Source organism: Arthrobacter sp. NEB 688 (genome assembly GCF_013201035.1).
Classification (GTDB): domain Bacteria; phylum Actinomycetota; class Actinomycetes; order Actinomycetales; family Dermatophilaceae; genus Phycicoccus.
This window is the reverse complement of sequence record NZ_CP053707.1, coordinates 1,850,848-1,871,100: the sequence shown is the minus strand read 5'-3', so window position 1 is coordinate 1,871,100 and position 20,253 is coordinate 1,850,848. Positions and strand designations below refer to the sequence as shown.

The window sequence follows — 20,253 nt, the reverse complement described above, 5'->3', positions numbered from 1 at the left end:
ATCCGACCTGCAGGAGCCCGGCCGTGACCGACCACGCCGACGACGACGAGACCCCCGACCTCCCCCCGGAGCTCGAGCAGATGCTGCGCGGCCTGACCGGCGGCGCCGAGCTCGACCCGCAGATGGTCGCGATGATGCGCTCGATGGGCCTGGACCGCATCGACCCGCAGATGCTGCAGATGGTCATGGGCCAGGTCCAGGCGATGTTCGCGGCCCCGGCCGGCGACACGACGCTCGACCCCGTGCTGGCCACGGACACCGCCCGCAAGACCGTCGCGGCGGGCGGTGACGCCCTCGCGGCGCAGCCCGACCAGCGGGCGGCGGCCGAGGCCGTCCACGTCGCGAACCTCTGGCTCGACGCCGTCACCGACCTCACCGCCCCGGCCCTGCGCGGTGTCGCGTGGAGCCGCGCCGAGTGGGTCGAGGCGACGATGCCCGTCTGGACCGACCTCGTCGAGCCCGTCGCCGAGGGTGTGACCGACGCCGTGACGGCCGCGATGACCCGCCAGCTGTCCGACCTGCCCGAGGACGCCCTGCCCGCCGGCATGGCCGGGATGCTCGACCAGGCCGGGCCGATGCTGCGCCGGATGCACGGCTCGATGTTCGCCCTCCAGCTCGGCCAGGGCGTCGGCAGCCTCGCGGGCGAGGTCGTCACCGGCTGCGAGGTGTCGCTGCCGCTCGTCCCCGCGCCCGACGTCGTCCTCATGCCGCAGGCCCTGCGCGAGCTCGCCGCCGGCCTCGAGGTCGACGAGCCGCAGGCGCGCCTCTACCTCGCCGTGCGCGAGGTGGCCCGGGTTCGCCTGTTCGCCGACGTGCCCTGGCTCTCGGCCGGCCTGCGGGCCGCCGTGCGCGACTACGCCGGCGACATCACCATCGACACCGACGGCATCGAGGAGGCGGTCCGCTCGATCGACCCCTCGGACCCGCAGGCCGTGCAGGAGGCCCTCCAGGGCCGGCTGTTCAACCCCCAGCACTCCCCCGCGCAGCAGGCCGCCCTCGGCCGGCTCGAGACGCTGCTCGCGCTCGTCGAGGGCTGGGTCGACGTCGTCACCGAGCGCGCCGTCGCGGGGCACCTCCCGGCGGCCGAGGCCCTCGGCGAGGCGGTGCGCCGGCGCCGTGCGAGCGGTGGCCCGGCCGAGAAGGCCTTCGGGTCGCTCGTCGGCCTCGAGCTGCGCCCGCGCCGGCTGCGCGACGCGGCCAACCTCTTCCGGGCGCTCGAGGACCAGGCGGGCCCCGAGGGACGGGACGCCGCGTGGCGCCACCCGGACCTCGCGCCGTCCTCGGCCGACCTCGACGACCCGCTGGGCTACGCCGAGCGCACGGCCCGGCCGGTGACCGACGACCTCGACGCCGAGCTCGACGCGCTCCTGCGCGGCGAGGGCGAGCGGTGACCGCGGGCGACGTCGCCGCCGGGTACGCCCACCTGCACGCCGACGCCACCGCGGTCCTGCGCCGGTGGGCGGCGCCCGACGCGGGCCAGGAGGGTCTGCGCCACGGCTACCTCGCCCACCTCGCGGCGCACCCGGACGGCGTGGCCAAGGCCGGCCCCCCGGCGCACCTCACCGGGTCCTGCGTCGTGCTCGACGCCACCGGCGAGCACGTCCTGCTGACCCACCACCGCCGCGCCGGCCTGTGGTTCCAGCTCGGTGGGCACCTCGAGCCCGGGGACGCCACCCTGCACGACGCCGCCCGCCGCGAGGCCCGCGAGGAGTCGGGGCTCGAGGACCTCGAGCCGCTGCCGGAGCCGGTGCAGCTGGACCGGCACACCCTCGAGGGCGACTTCGGGCGCTGCCGCGAGCACCTCGACGTCCGCTACGTGGCGCAGGCCCCGGCCGGCGCGGCGCCGCGGGTCAGCGCAGAGTCCCACGACGTGCGCTGGTGGCCGGTCGACGCGCTGCCGGAGGGCACGCGGGCCGAGCTGTCACCCCTCGTCGAGGCCGGTCGGCGGGCCCTCGGGCTCCTCTGAGGACGGCATCCCCGAGGCGTGCGCGAGCCCGTCGAGGAAGCCCCGGGCCCGCTCCAGGCGCGGGTAGGAGCCGAGCAGGCGCCAGAAGGCCGGGCCGTGGCCGGCGACGAGCAGGTGCGCGAGCTCGTGGAGCAGGACGTAGTCGAGGACGTGCGCCGGGACCTCGCGGAGGCGGTCGGAGACCCGGATGGTCCCGTCGGTGGGCGTGCACGAGGCCCAGCGCTTCTCCATCGTCGACACCCAGCGGACGCTGCTCGGGCGGGCGTGGCCGCCGAGGTAGCGCTCGGACAGGCGAGCGGCCCGGGCCGCGAGCGCGTCGTCACCGAGGGCGCTGCGGCTGTCGCCGCGCTCCAGGCGGGTGAGCATCCGCTCGACCCACCGGGCCTCCTCGGCGGCGGAGAAGGAGGCGGGGATGAGCACGACGGTGCGTCCGCCGTCCCGGTAGGCGCTCACGGTTCGGCGGCGTCTCCGGCTGCGGCGGACCTCGACGTCCCTCGTGGCCACGCCCCGACTCTACGGGCAGCGGTGGCGGTGGGGCCGGTGGGACGCGCGTGACCTGCGAGGACACCGCGCCGGGCCCGGCCGCGCGTCACGGGGGGCCGCGGCGCCCGGCGTGGCTAGGGTGGGGCGGTCCAGGCCGCCCCCGGGGGGCGGTCCAACCACTCCGGACGGGTACCCGGCCGGTGACAAGGAGTACGTCGATGGCTGACGAGACCTACAAGGGCGAGTTCTACTGCGTGAAGTGCAAGGAGAAGCGCGAGGCCGAGGGGAAGGTCGTCGTCTCCGAGAACGGGCGGCGGATGGCGAAGGGGCAGTGCCCGGTCTGCGGGACCAACCTCAACCGCATCCTCGGCAAGGCCTGAGCACCGCTCCCCGACGACGGCCCCGGACCCCACGGTCCGGGGCCGTCGTCGTGCGTCGGGGCGGCGCAGGGCCGTGAGGGCGGCGGGGGCCTGTGGACGACGCCCGCGGCGCGGGCGCGCGGCCGGGCAGGATCGGCCCACGGGTTCCCGTCAGGAGGCAGCGATGGAGCGGGTGCGGGTCGTCGTCGACGGGTGGGGCGCCCTCGCGTCCGAGACCACGGGCCGGCTGCGGCGCTGCGGGGTCGCGGTGCGCGCCGGCGCCCACGAGGCCGACGCCTCCGAGCTCGCGCTCGTCGCCGGCCTGCCCGGGCCGGACCTCGTCGTGCTCGTCGCCGAGCACGGCCCGCCGGAGTGGTGGAGCGCGCCCTGGCTCGGGGCGCCGTGGCAGGCGCACGACGTCGCCCTCCTGCCGGTCGTGCACCACGGCGCGGGGGTCGACGTCGGGCCGCTCGTCGTCCCGCGTCGCACCCCGTGCCTCGTCTGCGTCACCCCGCCGCCGCGGGTCGCCTCCCCCGCGGCGACGCTCGGCGACGGAGCCGTCGTGCTCGCCGCCGCGGTCGCCACCGTCACCGCGCTCGCGACGCTCGCGGGCGACCACTCCCTCGGCGCCGTCTCGACCGAGATCGGGCCCCGAGGCACGACGGTCGTGCACCGCGTCTGGACCTCCCGGCCCGGCTGCCCGTGTGCGTCGGTGAGAATGGCGGGGTGAGCGAACGCGACCGGGAGATCCCCGGATCCTCCATCGCCCGGGCCGCTCGGCTCGCGGGCCTGCCCCTCGGCCATGCCGGGAGGGTCGCCCTCGGGGTCGGCAAGCGGGTGGGTGGCAAGCCCGCCGAGACGGTCGCCGCCGAGCTCCAGGCCCGCACGGCCGAGCAGATGTTCGCCGTCCTCGGCCAGCTCAAGGGCGGCGCGATGAAGTTCGGCCAGGCCCTGTCCGTCATGGAGGCCGCGATGCCCGAGGAGGTGCTCGGGCCCTACCGCGCCACGCTGACCAAGCTGCAGGAGTCCGGGCCGCCGATGGGCGCCGACCGCGTCCACGGGATCCTCGCCCACGAGCTCGGGCCGCGCTGGGCCACGACCAAGCTCGTCGAGTTCGACGACGTCCCGGCCGCGGCCGCCTCCATCGGGCAGGTGCACCGCGGGGTGTGGCGCGACGGGCGCGAGGTCGCGGTCAAGATCCAGTACCCCGGCGCGGGCAAGGCCCTGCTCTCCGACCTCAACCAGCTCTCGCGGATGGCCCGGATGGCCGGCTCGTGGGTCCCCGGCATCGACGTCAAGCCGATCATGGAGGAGCTGCGCGCCCGGATGAGCGAGGAGCTCGACTACTCGCTCGAGGCCCGCCACCAGCGCCACTTCGCCAAGGCCTTCCGCGACGACGAGGACGTCCTCGTCCCCGACGTGCTCGTCGAGTCCCCGCAGGTCCTCGTCACCGAGTGGGTCGAGGGCACCCCGCTCGCCCGGGTCATCGCCGACGGCACGCCCGAGGAGCGCGACGAGGCCGCCTCGCTGTACCTCGAGTTCCAGCTGCGCGCCCCCACCCGCGCGCGCCTGCTCCACGCCGACCCGCACCCGGGCAACTTCCGCATCACGCCCGACGGGCGGCTCGGCGTCCTCGACTTCGGGGCGGTCAACCGCCTGCCGGAGGGGATGCCGCCGGAGATGGGCGCCATCCTCACCGCGAGCCTCGCGGGCGACGGCGAGGAGCTCGCCGCGGTGCTGCGCCGGGCCGGCTTCATCCGCCCGAGCATCCAGATCGACCCGGACGGGCTCGTCGAGTACCTCCAGCCGCTCGTCGAGCCGATCCTCCACGAGCAGTTCACCCCGACCCGCGAGTGGCTGCGCGGGGCCGCCGCCCAGATCCAGGACCCGCGCCGCCCGCAGTTCCTCATCGGGCTCAAGCTCAACCTGCCGCCCGAGTACCTGCTCATCCACCGGGTGTGGCTCGGCGGCATCGGCGTGCTGAGCCAGATCGGTGGCACCGTGCCGCTGCGCGAGATGGTCTGCGCCTACCTGCCGGGTGTCGACGAGTCACGCATCCCCCCGGACCCGGACGCCGCCTGAGGCCTCACCACCAGGCGGTGTCGAGCTTCCCCTCGATGCTGCGCAGGTGGCGTCGGCTGCACGCCGCGCAGGTCCAGACCTCGCGGCCGTTCTCCGTGCCGCGGCTCCACGTGAGCCGGGCGAGGGCGGCGGCCTCGGCGTCCGGCGGCGTGCTCCCGCACGTCGCGCAGACCGGGCGCTCCTCCCCCGCCGCGTCGGGCACGCTCAGCCCTTCGCCTTCGCGGCGGCCTTGGCGGACTTCTTGAAGTCACGGACCTTCTGGAGGGAGTCGGGGTCGACGACGTCGGCCACCGAGCGGAACGAGCCGTCCTCGGCGTAGGCGCCGCAGGCCTCCCGCCAGCCCTCGGGTCGCACGCCGAGCTGCTTGCCGAGCAGGGCCGCGAAGATGCGGGCCTTCTGGTCGCCGAAGCCGGGCAGGGCCTTGAGCCGCGCCACGAGCTCGCGGCCGCTCGACGCGGTGCTCCACAGCCGGGAGGCGTCGCCGTCGTACTCGTCGCGGACGACGACCGCGAGCGCCTGGATGCGCCCGGCCATCGAGCGGCCGTAGCGGTGCACGGCCGGCGGGGTGGCGCAGAGGTCGGCGAAGGCCTCGGGGTCGGCCTCGGCCAGGGCCGCGGGGTCGAGGGTGCCGAAGCGCTCGAGGACCTTGGCCGGCCCGGCGAAGGCGCGCTCCATCGGGAACTGCTGGTCGAGGAGCATCCCGGTGAGGAGCGCGAAGGGGTCCTGCGAGAGGACGCGGTCGGCGTCGGGGTCCTGGGCGATCGTCAGCGCGGCCATGGGGCCAGCGTAGCCAGCAGGTCCGCCGCCACGGCGCGCCAGAAGTCCCGCGCCCGCAGGGGTGGGACGGGCACCGCCCCCGGCGTGGTGCCGGGGGCGGTGCGGTCCGCGGTGCTCACGCCGGTCCTCATCGGACGATGGCGTGGACGACCGCCTGCATCTGCTCGCGGGTCGCCGCCTCGCGCTCCAGGCGCTGCGTCCGGTGGACGCGCCGCTCGTGCGCGACGCGACGGAGCCGCTGCATCCGTCGGTGGTACATGTCGTTCTCCTGTCGGAAGTGCTTGTGTGCGTTGGTGATCGGGGCGGCCGTCAGGCGGCGACCTCGGTCTTGCGGGGGCGGCCCCGGGGGCGCTTGCGCGCCACGGTGACGCCCTGGACGAAGTACTCGCCACCCCAGACGCCCCACGGCTCGCGCCGCTCGAGCGCGCCGGCGAGGCAGCTGCGGCGCACCGGGCAGGTGCGGCACAGGGCCTTGGCGAACTCGACCCCCTCCGGGGTGTCGGCGAACCAGAGCTCGGCGTCGTTCTCGCGGCAGGGGATGCCCTCGCCGTCGATGACGTCCGGGTCCTGCAGGTCGATCAGGTCGGTCAGCTGCATCGGGGGGTCACCTCCGTTCGTCGAGCGCCGGGTGTGGCGCGGGGTGGTACTGGGCGGGCGGTCGGTGTCGGTCCGGTCGCTCACTGCGGTCATGTCTGCTGGTCCTCGCGTGCTGTGGTGGTCTGTGGTGTGGCGCCCGGGCGGCCCGGGGACACGAGAAAGGCCGCGGATCCCTGGGGGGATCCGCGGCCTCGAGGTGGCCCTGTCTGGGGTCAGACGGGGGGTGCCTCGAGGCGTGGGTACGCGGATCCCGTGGACGGGAGGGCGATGCCGAAACCGGCCTGGGTGCCGGCGACGACGCGGTCGCGCATGCCGAGATCGGCAGCGGACAGGGTGCGCCCCTGGACCTGGCGGAGATCGACCGCGTGGGCGGTGTTGGAGCCGTACCAGACGGTCGTGCCGGCCTCACGGGCAGCAGCCATCGCCGTGCCGTTCGTCGTCATCGTCTTTTCCATCGGTCCAACCCTCCTTCGCGGTCTCGGTCGTGTCGGTGCCCGGGCGGGCACGCGAGGTGATGCACGCAACTGTAGGGCGGCCCCCGAAGCGTCGGCAACGGATTAAACGTGCCGGTTCGTGACTTTCCTCCGCGAAGCAGCCGGATCCCGCTGTGCCTCAGGCGTTCTGGGCCTCGGAAAAAGTTCGCACGAGATCGAGGACGGCCTCGCCGAAGCGCTCCAGCTTGGCCGGTCCGACCCCCGCGATGCGCGCCAGCTCGCCGGCGTCGGCGGGCTCGCGCTCGGCGATCGCCGTGAGCGTGGCGTCGGTGAAGACGACGAACGCGGGCACGTCGAGCTCCTTGGCCGTGGCCAGGCGCCACGTCCGCAGCTCCTCGAAGAGCTGCTCGTCCATCGTCGGCGGGCAGGCCGTGCACCGGCCGATGGTGCGCTCCTTGGCGGTGGCGAGCCCTCCCCCGCAGACCCGGCAGGTCGTCGGGAGGGACGCCCGCTCGCGCTTGGCCGCGCGCGGGCGCTTGGGCTGGCTGCGGGCCGCGGCGCCGAGGACGGACTCGGTGCCGTCGAGGAAGCGCGACGGCCGCCGGGTGCCCTTGGCGCCGGGCGTGCGCGCGCGGGAGTAGGTGAGGACGAGGCGGTCGCGGGCGCGGGTGACGCCGACGTAGAGGAGCCGGCGCTCCTCCTCGATCTCCTCGGGGGTCTCGGCCATCGTGATCGGCATCAGCCCGTCGGAGCAGCCGACGAGGAAGACGGTGCCCCACTCCAGGCCCTTGGCCGCGTGGAGCGAGGCGAGGGTGACGCCCTGGACGGTGGGGGCGTGCTGCGCGGCCGCGCGCTCGTCGAGCTCGCGGACGAGGGCCGGCATCCGGGCCTCGGGGTCGGTCGCCGCGAAGGAGTCGGCGAGCGCGGCGAGGGCCGAGAGCGACTCCCAGCGCTCGCGAGCCGCGCCACCGGAGGTCGGGGGCTCCCGGGTCCAGCCGACCCCGAGCAGGACGTCGCGGACGAGCTCGGGCAGGGCCACCTCGCCGTCGTCGCTGCGGGCCGCGCCGCGCAGCAGGACGATGGCCTCGCGCACCTCGCGCCGCGAGAAGAACCGCTCGCCGCCGCGGACGAGGTAGGGGATGCCGCGCTCGGCGAGCGCCGACTCGTGCATCTCGCTCTGCCCGTTGGTGCGGAAGAGGATGGCGATCTCGGAGGCCGGGTGCCCGGCCTCGAGCAGGGCGCGGATGCGCTCGGCGACCTGGTCGGCCTCGTGCGGGTCGTCGTCGGCGACGAGCAGCTCGGGGACGACGCCGTCCTCGCGCTGGGCCCGCAGCTCGACCGAGCCCGAGCGCCGGCCGCCGCCGGGGCTGCGCAGGACGAGGTTGGCCAGCCCGACGACCTGCGGGGTCGAGCGGTAGTTGCGCACGAGCTCGACGACCCGGGCCTGCGGGTGGCGCGAGCGGAACCCGAGGAGGTGCGCCGGCGAGGCGCCGGTGAACGAGTAGATGGTCTGGGCCGGGTCCCCGACGACGCAGACGTCCTCGCGCTCGCCGAGCCACAGCTCGAGGAGGGTCTGCTGCAGGCGGTTGACGTCCTGGTACTCGTCGACGACGAAGTGCCGGTACTGGGCGCGCACCGCCCGGGCGACCTGCTCGTGCTCGCCGAGGATGCCGGCGGTGAGGAGCAGGACGTCCTCGAAGTCGATGACCCCGCGCTCGGTCTTGACCATCTCGTACTGCTCGATGACCCGTGCCATGGCCGTCGCGTCCAGGCCCGCCGGCGGCTCGCGCCGCGCCCGGGTGGCGGCCGCGGCGTAGGTGTCGGAGGTGAGCATCGAGACCTTGGACCACTCGATCTCGGCGGCGACGTCGCGCACGCCGGCGGAGTTCAGGCCCAGCCGCAGCCGGCCGCCGGTCTCGGCGACGGCGCTGGCCTTGTGCGGCATCACCTCGGGCGCCGCACCGCCGATGGCCTGCGGCCAGAAGTAGTGCAGCTGGCGCAGCGCGGCCGCGTGGAAGGTGCGGGCCTGCACCCCGCCGACCCCCAGGTCGCGCAGCCGGGTGCGCATCTCGCCCGCCGCGCGGGCCGTGAAGGTCACCGCGAGCACGCGCTGGGGCTGGTAGGCGCCGGAGAGCACGCCGTAGGCGATGCGGTGGGTGATGGCGCGGGTCTTGCCGGTGCCCGCACCGGCGAGGACCGCCATCGGGCCGAGCGGGTGCGACGCGACCTCGCGCTGCTCGGGGTCGAGCGCGTCGAGGACGTCGTCGGCGCCGGGGTGCACGGGGAGGATGGTCATCGGGGTCGATCCTAGGTCGCCCCACCGACGCTCCCCCGGGGCGGGCACCGGCGACGGGAAGGACCGCGGTCGGCGCGCTGTTGACGACGGCATGAGCGCCCCCACGAACCCGGCCCCCGGCACCGTCACGATGTTCACGACCACCTGGTGCGGCTACTGCCGCCGGCTGAAGTCCCAGATGGAGCGCGAGGGCATCGAGTTCACCGAGGTCGACATCGAGCGCAAGCCCGACGCCGCCGACTTCGTCATGCTCGTCAACGGCGGCAACCAGACCGTGCCGACCGTCCTCTTCCCGGACGGCAGCGCCGCCACGAACCCCTCGCTCGCCGAGGTGCGCAGCCGCCTCGGCTGACATCCGGCGCCGCGCGGCTCAGCGCATCGAGGTGACCTCGGGCGCCTCGATCGGGCCGCCGTACCAGTGCTCGACGATGCGCCGGGCGATGGAGACCCGCCCCGGCACGGCGACCGAGCCGTCGGCGACCGCCGCCGCGAGCTCCTCGCGGGTGAACCAGCGCGCCTCCGCGATCTCGTCCTCCTGCAGGCGCAGGTCCGTGGCGCGCGCCCGGGCGGTGAACCCGACCATGAGCGAGGAGGGGAAGGGCCAGGGCTGGTCCCCGAGGTAGCGGACGTCGTCGACCTCGAGGCCGACCTCCTCCGCCACCTCGCGGGCGACGGCGGCGGCGAGCGTCTCGCCGGGCTCGACGAAGCCGGCGAGCACCGACATCCCCTTGGTGCGGAAGCCCCGCCCGCGGGCGAGGAGGATCCGGCCGTCGTCGTCGACGACCGCCATGATGACGGCGGCGTCCGTGCGCGGGTAGTGCTCGCTGCCGTCGGCGACGCACCGGCGGACCCAGCCCGCCTGCACCGGCTCGGTGCGGGCCCCGCAGCGCGGGCAGAAGCCGTGGACGCGGTGCCAGTTGGCGAGCGCGAGGGTCGCCGCGAACAGCGCCGCCCCGAGGTCGTCGACGTGGGCCCCGACCTCGCGCAGCGTGGCCGTGCCCGCGACCGGCTCCTGTCCCTCGGGCGTGGGCTCGACGACGGCGAGGTACTGGGCACCCTCGTGCTCGCCGAGGTAGAGCACGAGGTGCTCGGCGTCCGCGGCCACCGGCGCGCGGGTCGACACCCGCACGACCCCGTCGTCGTCGGTGGTGACCGGCGCCCGGTCGCCGCACAGGTGGACCACCCGGGAGGAGGGGTCCGCGAGGAGGCGGGTCAGGAGCGTGGGGTCGCCGCGGCGCTCCGCGTGACGCTCGAGGGTGCGCCGGGTGAGGGCGACGTCGGGAAGAGTTCGCTCGGCACGGGCCACCATCCCAGCCTAGGTGCCGGGCACCGCCTACCGTGGGGCACGTGGACCGCAGCCCCGCACAACTCGCCGCCCTGGCGAGTGCCGCCGTCCCGGGACTGGACCCGGTGAGCGTCGAGGCACTCCCCAGCCTGCCCGGTCAGGCGTTCGACGTCGCCTTCGTCGAGGACCAGGAGCACCGCCGCTGGGTGGTGCGCGTGCCGCGCACCGAGGTCGCGGGCGCCGAGATGGACCGCTCCGTGGCGCTGCTCGGGCTGCTCGCCCGCCGGCTGCCCTTCGCCGTCCCCGCACCCCGGGGCTTCGTCGCCCTCGGCACGGGCGGTCGCGCGGCCGTCTACCCCTTCCTGCCGGGCCACCCGCTCGAGCTCTCGGCCCTGCCCGCCGGACCGGGTCTCGCGGCCGAGCTCGGCCGGGCGATCGGGGCGCTGCACAACACCGACCCCGCGCTGTTCGAGGAGGCCGGGCTGCCGGCCTACGACGCCGACGCCTACCGCACCCGCCGCCTCACCGAGCTCGACCGCGCCGCCGAGACCGGCCGCGTGCCGACCACCCTGCTCACCCGCTGGGAGGAGGCCCTCGAGGACGTCGCGCTGTGGCGCTTCGCGGCGACCCCCACCCACGGCGACCTCGGCGGCGAGGAGGTCCTCGCGGTCTTCGAGGACCAGCAGGACGCCGCCTCCGGCCGGGTCAAGGCCATGACGGGCTGGGAGGACGCCAAGGTCGCCGACCCCGCCGACGACTTCGCGGCCCTCGTCGCCGAGGCGTCCCCGGAGGCCGTCGACACCGTCCTCGAGGCGTACGCCCACGTCCGCGTCGAGCGCCCGGACCCCAACCTCCTCGTGCGGGCCCGGCTCGGTGCCGAGCTGCGGATGCTCGGCCGCCTCACCGGCGCCCTCGCCCGTCAGGACGTCCCGGCCGTCGAGGTGCTCTCGACCCAGCTGCGGCGCCTGGACGCCTCGGTGCACGCGGCGATGGAGCGCGGCGAGGACGACTACCGCCGCACCTCGCTCGCCCCGGTCAGCCCGCGCTCGCGCCCGGCGCCCCCGCCGGCGCTCGTCGTCGACGACGACGACGAGGACGAGCTGCCGGAGGTCGTGCGCGACGAGGCGGCGGACCCCGAGGACGAGGTGACCGACGCGACCGAGACGGCCGACGAGGTCAGCGAGCCGCGGCGAGGACTCGGCTGAGCTCGGCCTCGTCCGGCAGGTCCGGCCACACCGTCTCGCCCGTGGCCGCGTGGAAGAACGCCCCCCGCACCCGCTGCGGGTCGACCCCGCGCAGCCGCGCCCACGCCAGCCGGTAGGCCCCGAGCTGCACCGCGCGGGCCCGCGACCGGGCGCCGGTGGCCGGCTGCCCGGTCTTCCAGTCGACGACCGTCCACTCCGGCTCGCCGTCGGCCCCGTGGCCCGCGAAGACGGCGTCGATGCGCCCGCGCACGGCGATGCCGTCGAGGACGGTCTCGACGCTCGTCTCGACCTCGAGCGGCGTGCGCCCGGCCCACTCGGAGGCGAGGAAGGCCTCCCGCAGGTCCGTGAGGTCCTCCGGCCCGGCGTCGTCGTCGGCGAACCCCGGCAGGGCGTCGACGTCGACGATGGCCGCGCGCGAGTAGTGCTCCTCGACCCACGCGTGGAACGCCGTGCCGCGGCGGGCCGCGAGCGCGGGCGGCTGGGGCATCGGGCGGCGCAGCCGGCTCGTGTACGCCTCGGGGTCCTCGGCGAGCGAGACGAGCGCGGAGGTCGACAGGTGCGCCGGGAGGACGACGTCGACGTCGGCGCCGTCGCGGCGGCGGCCGCGCTCGTCGAGGAGCATCCGCACCTCGGCGTCCCACGGCCCCGACCCCGTGAGGGGCTGCGGGTCGGCGGCGGCCGCGACGACCTCGCGCGCCGGGCCCAGGAGCAGCTCGCGGCGGGCCACGTGGTCGGGGGTCGGCCACGCGGTCGTCACGGACTCGGCGGTGCGCGGGTTCTGGGGCTTCGGGTCGTCGGTGGGCGGCAGGTCGGCCCACGGGCCGGGCGCGACACCGGGGAGGCCGCGCACCTCCTCGAGGAAGCGCGAGGTGACGCGCGGGGACGCGGCGGTGCCCCACACGTGCGCGGTGAGGAGCAGGTCGAGGCGCGCCCGCGTCGTCGCGACGTAGGCCAGGCGCCGCTCCTCGGCGACGCCGTGGTCGGCAGAGGCGGCCGTGAACCGCGTGAGGGCCTCGGCGGCGCTCTCCCAGTCGTGGTCGTCGGCCCACCCGAAGCGGGGCAGGCCGGCGCGGTCGCCGCGCAGGTCGTGCGGCAGGGCCGCGAGGCCGACGAGCCACGCCTTGTCGTTGGGGTCGCCGTGGCCCCAGACCTCGCCGAGGGGGCGGCTCTGGGTGGCGGAGTGCGCCGGGAAGGAGGACTCGACGAGGCCGGGGACGGCGACGACGTCCCACTCCAGGCCCTTGGCCGCGTGGACGGTCATCACCTGGACGGCGTCGGGCCGGGCCTCGACCCAGCCGAGGTCGAGGCCGCGCTCCTCGTCGACGGCGGCCTCGAGCCACGCGAGGAAGCCGCCGAGGCCGGGGCGGTCGGCGCTCGCGGCGAAGGTGGCGGCGACATCGGCGAAGGCGTCGAGGTGGGCGCGCGCGGCCCCGGTGGAGTACCCCGGTCGCGCGAGCACCTCGATGTCGAGGCCGAGCGCGACCTCGGCCTCGCTGACGAGCTCGGGCAGCCCGAGGCCGGTCAGGCCGCGCAGCCGGCGCACGCAGGCCCCGAGTCCGGCCAGCCGGGTCAGCGCCGCGGGGGCGAGACGCTGGCCCTCCTCCCCCACCCAGTCGGGCCGCGGCAGGGCGTCGAGCGCCTCGACGATGCTCACCGCGTCGGCGGCGTCCGGGGCGAGGTCGGCCCCCCGCTCGGGGCGGTGGCCGCCCTGGCGCACCCGGGCCCACTCGCCGAGGCCGTCGAGGTCGGCGGCGCCGAGCCGGCACGACGGGCCGGTGAGCAGGCGCATCAGCCGGTCGCCGCGGGTGGGGTCGGCGACGACGTGGAGCAGGGCGACGAGGTCCGCGACCTCGGGGGTGTGCAGGAGCCCGCCGAGGCCGACGACCTCGTACGGGAGCCCGGCCTCCTCGAGCGCCTCGACGACGGGGTCGAACTGGGAACGCTTGCGGCACAGCACCGCCGCCGTGCGCCGGCCGGGCCGGGCCATCCGGGAGCCCAGCCAGCCGACGACGTGGCGGGCCTCCTCCTCGAGGGTGCCCAGGCGGGCGACGGCGACGTGGCCGGGGCCGGCGCCGGGCCGCTCGACGAGGCGCTCGACGGGGACGCGCGTCGTCGTCGCGAGGGGGTCGGCGACGACGTTGGCGGCGGCGAGGACGGCCCGGTCGTTGCGCCAGCTCGTCGAGAGGTGCAGGACGTCGGCCGGGGCGGGGTCGCGGAAGTCGGAGCGGAAGCGGTCGAGCGTCGTCGACGAGGCGCCGCGCCACCCGTAGATCGACTGGTGCGGGTCGCCGACGGCGGTGACCGGGACGGGCTCGCCGTCGGCGACGAACAGGGCGCGCAGGAGCTGGAGCTGGGCCTCGGAGGTGTCCTGGAACTCGTCGAGGAGGACCGCCCGGAAACGCTGGCGCTCGGCCGCCCCGACCTCGGGGACGGTGAGGGCCAGGCGCGCCGCGAGGGCCACCTGGTCGGCGAAGTCCATCGCGTCGCGCGAGCGCTTGAGCGCGTGGTACGCCTCGACGAGGGGCACGACGGCGGCGCGGGCGCGCAGGACCTCGACGGTGTCGCGCATCGGGTTCGTGCGCTTGCGCGAGCCCTCGGGCTTCGTCAGGGACTCGAGCGCCTCGACGACCTCGGCGAGGTGCGCGGCGACCTGTCGCGGCTCGACGAGGTGCTCGGCCATCTCGCCCGCGAGGTCGACGACGGCGGTCGTGACGGTCGACTCGGCCTTGTCGACCGCGTCCATCGGCCCGTCCCACGCGACGACGGCCTCGTGCGCGAACTGCCAGGCGGCGGCCTCGGTGAGCAGCCGGCTCTCGGGCTCGACGCCGAGGCGCAGGCCGTGCTCGCGCACGATCCGCCCGGCGTACGCGTGGTAGGTCGAGACGGTCGGGGTGTCGTCGAGCACGGCGGCGCCGGCCTCCGGCTCGGGGGTCCACAGCCCGGCGTCGCGCAGGGTCGCGAGGCGGGCCGCCAGCCGCTCGGAGAGCTCGCCCGCGGCCTTGCGGGTGAAGGTCAGGCCGAGGACCTCGTCGGGGCGCACGAGCCCGTTGGCGACGAGCCAGACGACGCGGGCGGCCATCGTCTCGGTCTTGCCCGAGCCGGCCCCGGCGACGACGAGCAGCGGTCGCAGCGGGGCCTCGATGACCGCCGCCTGCTCGGCGGTGGGGGCGTACGACTGGCCGAGTGCGTGGGCGAGGCCGACCGCGCTCCAGCGCGGGGGCGCCTGTGCCGCAACCGGTCCGGTGGTCGTCACAGGCGTCGCCCCTCGGGCTGGGTCGGGCAGGAGTCCTTGACCTGGCAGGTGCCGCAGACGTCGCGGGAGGGCGTCGCCGCGAAGGTGGCGGCGGCCATCCCCTCGGCCGTGCGCGCCACGAGGTCGCGGGCCCAGGTCGGCTCGGGGTCGTCGGCGAGCGGGGCCTGGACCTGCAGGGTCGTCGTGCGGTTGGCGGCCCGGCCGAGCTGGAGGAGGGCGGCGCCGCCGGAGCCGCTGCCGTGGGCCGCGAACGCCCCCTCCTCGACGGCGAGCTGGTAGGCGCCGAGCTGGCCGTGGCGGGTCAGCTCGTCCTTGGTCGGCTTGCGCGAGCCGGTCTTGAGGTCGATGACGCGCACCGCTCCCCCGGGCCCGACCTCGATGCGGTCGACGGTGCCGGAGACGACGGCCCGCCCGAGGGCGACCCGCATCCGCTCCTCGGAGGCCGCGCGGCGCCAGCCCTCGGCGCTCGCCTCGCGGTGGTGGGCGGCCAACCGGGCGGTCATCTCGCGGGCCCGGCCGAGGTCGCGCCGCGAGAGCCAGCCCGGGGGGAGCCCGAGCCGGCCCCACCGCCGCTCGAGCTCGGCGGCGTAGGTGGCGGCGTCGGTGTCGCCGAGGTCGTGGGCGACCTCGTGGACGAGCGTGCCGATGTCCTGCGCGCCCATCGAGGGTCCGTCGCCGCCGCTCGTGCGCAGCAGCCACTGGAGGCCGCACTGCCCGAAGCGGTCGACCATCGACGGCGAGACGCGGACGGGCGCGTCGGGGGCGCGGCGGGGGCGGTCGTCGGTCGTGCCGCGCAGGGCCCACCACTGGGCGGGGTCGGCGCCGGGGACGCCGGCCCGGGCGAGGCGCCCGAGGGTCGTGACGGCGGCGCCGCGCAGGGCCGGGTCCGGGTCGACGAGCGAGCGGCGCAGCTCGGCGACGAGGCCGGGCAGCGTCAGCGGGCGGGGCACGTCGGTGAGCGGGCGGGCGTCCGGGCGCGGGTCGACGACGTCGAGGTAGGGCGAGGGCTGCTCGTCCTCGCTGCGCACGGCGGTGACGACGAGGCGGTGGCGCGCGCGGGTCGCGGCCACGTGGAACAGGCGCGTCTCGTCGTGGGCGACCTGGGTGCGGGCCGCACGCGGCGAGGGGTCGCGGCCGGTGACGACGTCGACGAGGTCGGTGGAGCGCAGCATCGACCCGCGCAGGCGCAGGTCGGGCCAGGCGCCCTCCTGCACGCCCGCGACGACGACGAGGTCCCACTCGAGACCGGCGGCGGCCGCCGGGGTGAGGAGGGCGACGGCCTCGCCGGCCACCGCCCGGGCGGCGAGCGTGTCGCCGGCGACCTCCTGGCCGCGCAGGTGCTCGAGGAAGTCGGCGGGCCGGGCGCCGGGCAGCCGGTCGACGTACCGGGCGGCCGCGTCGAACAGACCGATGAGGGCGTCGAGGTCGCGGTCGGCGCGCTGCCCGGCCGAACCCCCGGCGAGGGCCGCCTCGCGCCAGGTGTCGGCGAGGCCGGCGGCCGACCACATCGCCCAGAGGACCTCCTCGACGCCGAGCCCGTCGCGCAGGGCCTCGACCCCGGCGGCGAGCACCCGGTGGACCCGGCGGGCCGGACGGGCCTCGGGGCCGACGTGGTCGAGCGCGGCCGGGGTGAGGACGGACTCGGCGAGGAGCGCGTCGCTCGTGCGGCCCCCGCCGGAGTCCAGCTCGAGGCGACGCAGCGACCGGCGCAGCCGCCGCAGGCCGACGGCGTCGGCGCCGCCGAGGGGCGAGGCGAGGACGTCGACGACCGTGTCGGGGTCGAGCTCGTCCGCGCCGGCGGCGACCTCGAGCGCGCAGCCGAGGAGGGTCAGCAAGGGCCGGACGGCGACCTCGTCGCGCACCGGCAGCTCGGCCGTCGCGGTGTCGACGGGGACGCCCGAGGAGCGCAGCACCCGGCGCAGCGAGGCCGTGCGCGAGCCGCCGCGGACGACGACGGCCATCCGGGACCACGGGAGCCCGTGCAGCAGGTGGGCCTCGCGCAGCAGCCCGGCCACGAAGGCCGACTCCTGGGCGCCGGTGCGCAGCAGGTGCGCCTCGACGGCCCCCTCGCCGGGGACGGGCTCGGGCCCCCGGTGGGCCGCGCCACCGACGACGCCGACGTGGGCGACGACCCGGCTCGCGGCGCGGGAGAGCGCCGGCGTGCAGCGGTGGCCCGTGCGCAGGACGTGCGCCGCGGCCTGCGGCCAGGCGGTGACGACGAGGCGCGGGTCGGCGCCGCGGAAGGTCTGGGTGGCGGCGTCGGGGTCGCCGGCCAGCAGGAGCGGGATGCCGCTGCCCCGTGTGAGCACCGTGAGCAGGCGCACGGCGGCCGGCGTCAGCTCCTGGGCGTCGTCGACGACGACGAGGCGCAGCCGGGCGCGCATCCGGTCGAGGGCGTCGGGGTCCTCCTCGAGGAGGTCGGCCGCGGCGGTGAGCACGGTCGCGGGGTCCCAGGCGCCGGGGGCGGACAGGGCCGTGACGTCCTCGTACTCGGCGAGGACGGCGGCCCCCGCGACCCACTCGGGCACGCCGTGCTCGTGACCGAGCCGCTCGAGGTCGGGCGGGGTGAGGCCGAGCTCGAGGGCGCGCATCAGCAGGTCGCGCAGCTCGGCGCGGAAGCCGCGCGTCGCGAGCGCCGGGCGGACCGACGCGGGCCAGGGCGGGGTCGGTGCCTCGCCGCTCGCGTGGCCGGCGAGGAGCTCGCGGAGGATGACGTCCTGCTCCGGGCCGCTGAGCAGGCGGGGTGCGGGGTCGCCGACGAGGGCCGCGGCCTCGCGCAGCACCCCGAAGCCGAAGGACTGGTGGGTGCGCGCGAGCGGGGTCGAGGTCGTGCCGCCGAGGCGGGCGGTGACGACGTCGCGCAGGCGGGCGGCCGCGAGGCGGGTCGGGGCGAGCAGCAGGCAGGAGTCGGCGGGGGCCCCGTCCCGGACGGCACGCACCACGCGCTCGACCGCCACCGTGCTCGTCCCCGTGCCGGGTGCCCCGAGGACGCGGACCACGAGGTCGTCGGCGTCGACGGCGGCCCGCTGCTGCGGGTCGAGGGCCGGCTCGGCCACCGAGGCGGTGGCGGGGCGGCGGAGGACGAGCACGTCGCGATTCCACCACGTCCCCCCGACACCCGCGCGCCCCGGGGCGGCGCCGTGGGGGGTCGGCAATCTCGTTGCGGTGGGGACGGCCGCGCTCCTACCGTCGCGGGACCACCGACGACAGGGAGGACCGGCCGTGCCACTGCACCTCGAGGCCCTGACGATCGACGCCGAGGACCCCGCGCGGCTCGCCGCGTTCTGGTCCGCCCTGCTCGGCTGGACGGTGGTGCAGGACCGTCCGGGCGCCCGCACGCTCGTGCCGTCGGACGCGCTGTGCGTGCCGCTGCGCGTCCGCCCCTCGGCCGGCGGGCCGGGTGCCGCGGGTGCGTCGAGCCGGTACCACCTGCACGTGACGAGCACCTCGACGGACGACATGGCGGAGACGGTCGAGCGCGTCCTCACCCTGGGTGGCTGGCACCTCGACGTGGGACAGGCGGCCGACGAGGAGCACGTCGTCCTCGCCGACCCGGAGGGGAACGCGCTGTGCGTCATCCCGCCCTGGAACCGCTTCCTCGCGGGCACCGGTCGGCTCGGCGAGGTCGCCGGCGACGGCGGTCGGTCGACCGGCGTGTTCTGGAGCGAGGCGCTCGGCTGGCCGCTCGTGTGGGACCAGGACGACGAGACCGCGGTCCAGTCCCCTGCCGGTGGGACGAAGGTCGCCTGGGGCGGCGGCCCGGTGGCGCCGAAGGACGGTGCGAGCCGTCTCCGGCTGGAGGTCGCTGCGGCGCCCGGTTCCGACCTCGAGGACGCCGTGGCCGAGCTCGAGCGCCTGGGCGCCACCCGTGCGGATGCCGTTCTTGCCGAGGGCGACTCGGTCACCATGACCGACCCCTCCGGCACCGAGCTCGTCGTCCTCCCGGCTCGCTGACGCCCGGGCTCAGCCGCTGGTGCGGTGCTGGGGTTCGGTGGTGCGGGTGGCGCCGTCGGGTCCGTGCCAGGTGACGGTGCCGTCCGGGGCGAGGGTGGGTCGCCACCGTCCTTGTTGCTTGAAGCGGTGATGGCGCCGGCACAGGGACTCGAGCCCGGTGGGGGTGGTCTGCCCGGTGGGCCAGGGACGGACGTGGTCGAGGTCGCACCGTTCGGCGGGTCGGGCGCAGCCCCACATCCGGCACGTCCCGTCCCGGGTCTTGACGAAGTCGCTGATCGCCTTCGGTGGCTTGTACGCGCTGCTCGTGTGGGAGGCGAGGGTGCCGGTGTCGGCCTCGAGGACCGCTCGGGAGACCTCGACCGGTAGGAGCCGCAAGATGTTGGCCAGCGTCGCGGGCTCGACCCACCCGAGGCCGGGCAGCTGCGTCCCGGACACCGCGTACCCGGGCGTGACCTCGGCCTGCAGGAGCAACCCGTCGACGTCGAGGTCGGCGGGCTCCTCCAGCCACGACAGCTCCTCGCGGGACTCCGCGTCCAGGTCGCCGTACCGCACGACCTCACCGGTGGTCGCGTCGACGAGCGTGTCGTCGTCGTCCCACTCCACCCGGAACCGCGTCCCCGCCGCCTGCTCCGGCGCTGACCGGTCGCTCACGACCGGCACCCCGAGGGTCACCTGCGCGGTGACCTTGACGTTTCGCAGCACCAGGTCGGCCAGCGCGTCCGCGCGGGACTCCGGCACCGACAACCCGTCGTCGGTCTGCCGGTACTCGCCGGCCAGCTCCTCGACCGCCGCCCACATCGCCGAGGACGTCGCGGTCGGCAGGGACGCGAACCAGTCGGTCAGGCCGTCCTCCCCGGGACGGACCTCCACACACCGGCCACGCCTGCGCAACGCCACGTGCGCCGCGACCTGGTCGGCCGCCACCCGCGTGGCCACCCTGCGCGCCTCACCCGCGACCCGGGCCGGGTCCATGCCCGCCAGCCGCGGCGCGAGCTCCGCATCCACCCGCACACAGGCCTCCACGTCCAGCCCTGCGCGGGCGTCGAGGATCTTCTGCACGTTCGCGGTGGCCACGTCGCCAGCGACCAACAGGTCACGCACCAGCGGGAACCGCTCACCCACCGCCGCGCCCAGCGCCACCTTCCGGCCCGCCAGCCCCTCGGTCAGACCCGTCGCCAACGACATCCGGGTCGCGGCCATCGCGTCGACGAACCCCACCGGATGCACCCGCTCCCACGAGCCCGACCGCACCGTCGTCTCCACCCGTGCACCCCACGCCCCCGCCACCGCGACCAACGCATCCGCCGCGTTCACCAACCCCTGTGCCTCACCGGCCAGCGCGAACGCCTCCTCCGCGGACAGGACGTGACCACCCTCGACCAGCTCACGACCCGGCCGCGCGCACTCCTCACGCAGCGCCGCGACGCGGCGGGAGAGGGCCTCGGTATCCATACTTCATCATATCGAACGCACGTTCGACGGACAAGGGCCGGCAACCACCTGTGGACGACCAAATCACCTTGCGCAGAACAAGATCGCAGCGATCAGCAGCGGGCCGCTCT

Annotated in this window: 19 protein-coding genes; 8 read left to right on the top strand and 11 right to left on the bottom strand. The window is 76.4% G+C overall.

The features are described 5' to 3' along the window. The first annotated feature begins 23 nt into the window (after positions 1–23). Together HL663_RS08855 and HL663_RS08850 are read left to right on the top strand one after the other, a co-directional pair. On the top strand, positions 24–1,391 hold the full coding sequence (locus tag HL663_RS08855; protein ID WP_286176020.1) for a zinc-dependent metalloprotease: 1,368 nt from the start codon (positions 24–26) through the stop codon (positions 1,389–1,391). After that, positions 1,388–1,966: an NUDIX hydrolase gene (locus HL663_RS08850; protein ID WP_173028026.1), complete on the top strand. Its 579-nt coding sequence runs from the start codon at positions 1,388–1,390 to the stop codon at positions 1,964–1,966. The genes HL663_RS08855 and HL663_RS08850 overlap by 4 nt, the downstream gene beginning before the upstream one ends. On the opposite strand, the gene HL663_RS08845 is transcribed toward HL663_RS08850, so the two are convergent. After that, complete coding sequence (locus HL663_RS08845; protein ID WP_173028024.1) at positions 1,922–2,470, bottom strand: M48 metallopeptidase family protein; 549 nt, start codon at positions 2,468–2,470, stop codon at positions 1,922–1,924. The two genes, HL663_RS08850 and HL663_RS08845, sit on opposite strands and share 45 nt — an antisense overlap. A gap of 197 nt (positions 2,471–2,667) precedes the next feature. On the opposite strand from HL663_RS08845, the gene HL663_RS08840 reads away from it, so the two are divergent. From HL663_RS08840 to HL663_RS08830, 3 genes are all read left to right on the top strand, one after another. Then, positions 2,668–2,829 (top strand): DUF5679 domain-containing protein, encoded by a 162-nt coding sequence (locus tag HL663_RS08840; RefSeq protein ID WP_013493366.1) that lies wholly within the window; start codon positions 2,668–2,670, stop codon positions 2,827–2,829. 163 nt (positions 2,830–2,992) lie between these two features. Beyond that, positions 2,993–3,538 (top strand): hypothetical protein, encoded by a 546-nt coding sequence (locus tag HL663_RS08835; RefSeq protein ID WP_173028023.1) that lies wholly within the window; start codon positions 2,993–2,995, stop codon positions 3,536–3,538. After that, entirely contained in the window at positions 3,535–4,890 is a 1,356-nt protein-coding gene (locus HL663_RS08830; RefSeq protein ID WP_173028021.1) for an ABC1 kinase family protein, read from the top strand. The genes HL663_RS08835 and HL663_RS08830 overlap by 4 nt, the downstream gene beginning before the upstream one ends. Positions 4,891–4,894: 4 nt before the next feature. Here the strand turns inward: HL663_RS08830 and HL663_RS08825 are convergent, their stop codons facing one another. From HL663_RS08825 to HL663_RS08805, 6 genes are all read right to left on the bottom strand, one after another. Beyond that, positions 4,895–5,092 (bottom strand): hypothetical protein, encoded by a 198-nt coding sequence (locus HL663_RS08825; RefSeq protein WP_286176019.1) that lies wholly within the window; start codon positions 5,090–5,092, stop codon positions 4,895–4,897. Positions 5,093–5,094: 2 nt separating this feature from the next. Continuing rightward, complete coding sequence (locus tag HL663_RS08820) at positions 5,095–5,667, bottom strand: HhH-GPD-type base excision DNA repair protein (protein ID WP_173028019.1); 573 nt, start codon at positions 5,665–5,667, stop codon at positions 5,095–5,097. Between the two features lie 127 nt (positions 5,668–5,794). Then, positions 5,795–5,926, bottom strand: a complete 132-nt coding sequence (locus HL663_RS19360; RefSeq protein WP_286176018.1) for a hypothetical protein — start codon at positions 5,924–5,926, stop codon at positions 5,795–5,797. A 50-nt stretch (positions 5,927–5,976) separates the two neighbouring features. Then, entirely contained in the window at positions 5,977–6,264 is a 288-nt protein-coding gene (locus HL663_RS08815; protein WP_173028017.1) for a WhiB family transcriptional regulator, read from the bottom strand. Positions 6,265–6,476: 212 nt separating this feature from the next. Further along, positions 6,477–6,719, bottom strand: a complete 243-nt coding sequence (locus HL663_RS08810) for a hypothetical protein (RefSeq protein WP_173028015.1) — start codon at positions 6,717–6,719, stop codon at positions 6,477–6,479. A 157-nt stretch (positions 6,720–6,876) separates the two neighbouring features. Next, the gene (locus HL663_RS08805) at positions 6,877–8,994 is read right to left on the bottom strand and encodes an ATP-dependent DNA helicase UvrD2 (RefSeq protein WP_286176017.1); all 2,118 of its coding nucleotides are present in this window, start codon (positions 8,992–8,994) and stop codon (positions 6,877–6,879) included. A 91-nt stretch (positions 8,995–9,085) separates the two neighbouring features. Here HL663_RS08805 and HL663_RS08800 point away from each other — a divergent pair, with 91 nt between their 5' ends. Beyond that, positions 9,086–9,346 carry a mycoredoxin gene (locus tag HL663_RS08800; RefSeq protein WP_173028014.1) on the top strand — a complete coding sequence of 87 codons (261 nt, stop codon included), beginning with the start codon at positions 9,086–9,088 and terminating at the stop codon, positions 9,344–9,346. An 18-nt stretch (positions 9,347–9,364) separates the two neighbouring features. Here the strand turns inward: HL663_RS08800 and nudC are convergent, their stop codons facing one another. Beyond that, entirely contained in the window at positions 9,365–10,303 is a 939-nt protein-coding gene (nudC, locus tag HL663_RS08795; RefSeq protein WP_173028012.1) for an NAD(+) diphosphatase, read from the bottom strand. A gap of 38 nt (positions 10,304–10,341) precedes the next feature. On the opposite strand from nudC, the gene HL663_RS08790 reads away from it, so the two are divergent. Continuing rightward, positions 10,342–11,484, top strand: coding sequence for a phosphotransferase (locus tag HL663_RS08790; RefSeq protein WP_173028010.1), 1,143 nt, complete (start codon positions 10,342–10,344; stop codon positions 11,482–11,484). On the opposite strand, the gene HL663_RS08785 is transcribed toward HL663_RS08790, so the two are convergent. Next, positions 11,456–14,737, bottom strand: coding sequence for an ATP-dependent helicase (locus tag HL663_RS08785; protein ID WP_173028008.1), 3,282 nt, complete (start codon positions 14,735–14,737; stop codon positions 11,456–11,458). The genes HL663_RS08790 and HL663_RS08785 overlap by 29 nt on opposite strands. Further along, positions 14,734–17,826 (bottom strand): ATP-dependent helicase, encoded by a 3,093-nt coding sequence (locus HL663_RS08780; protein WP_173028006.1) that lies wholly within the window; start codon positions 17,824–17,826, stop codon positions 14,734–14,736. The genes HL663_RS08785 and HL663_RS08780 overlap by 4 nt, the downstream gene beginning before the upstream one ends. A gap of 133 nt (positions 17,827–17,959) precedes the next feature. Here HL663_RS08780 and HL663_RS08775 point away from each other — a divergent pair, with 133 nt between their 5' ends. Next, positions 17,960–18,691 (top strand): VOC family protein, encoded by a 732-nt coding sequence (locus HL663_RS08775; RefSeq protein ID WP_173028004.1) that lies wholly within the window; start codon positions 17,960–17,962, stop codon positions 18,689–18,691. A gap of 9 nt (positions 18,692–18,700) precedes the next feature. Here the strand turns inward: HL663_RS08775 and HL663_RS08770 are convergent, their stop codons facing one another. Beyond that, the gene (locus HL663_RS08770; protein WP_173028002.1) at positions 18,701–20,143 is read right to left on the bottom strand and encodes an HNH endonuclease signature motif containing protein; all 1,443 of its coding nucleotides are present in this window, start codon (positions 20,141–20,143) and stop codon (positions 18,701–18,703) included. Positions 20,144–20,253 lie beyond the last annotated feature (110 nt).